Origin of the sequence: Vibrio sp. HI00D65, assembly GCF_001635455.1 — a bacterium.
Lineage (GTDB): Bacteria > Pseudomonadota > Gammaproteobacteria > Enterobacterales > Vibrionaceae > Vibrio.
Genome location: NZ_LWEH01000218.1, coordinates 1 through 213, shown reverse-complemented (window position 1 = coordinate 213; position 213 = coordinate 1). Strand labels below are relative to the sequence as shown.

1 protein-coding gene is annotated in these 213 nt (G+C 47.9%); it reads left to right on the top strand.

The features are described from left to right. On the top strand, positions 1–213 hold a 213-nt coding region (locus A3712_RS16205; protein ID WP_157618786.1), incomplete at both ends, for a hypothetical protein.

Here is a 213-nt window from a genome sequence, read left to right as displayed (position 1 = left end):
TGAAGATGTACTGATCCCACGTAACACTCTGATTGATGAGAAGTGGTGTCAGATCATGGAAGACAACTCTGTAGACCGCATGAAAGTGCGTTCTGTTGTTACCTGTGATGCAGACTTCGGTTGTTGTGCACAGTGTTACGGTCGTGACCTAGCACGTGGTCACCTAGTGAACCAAGGTGAAGCAGTTGGTGTTATCGCTGCACAATCTATCGG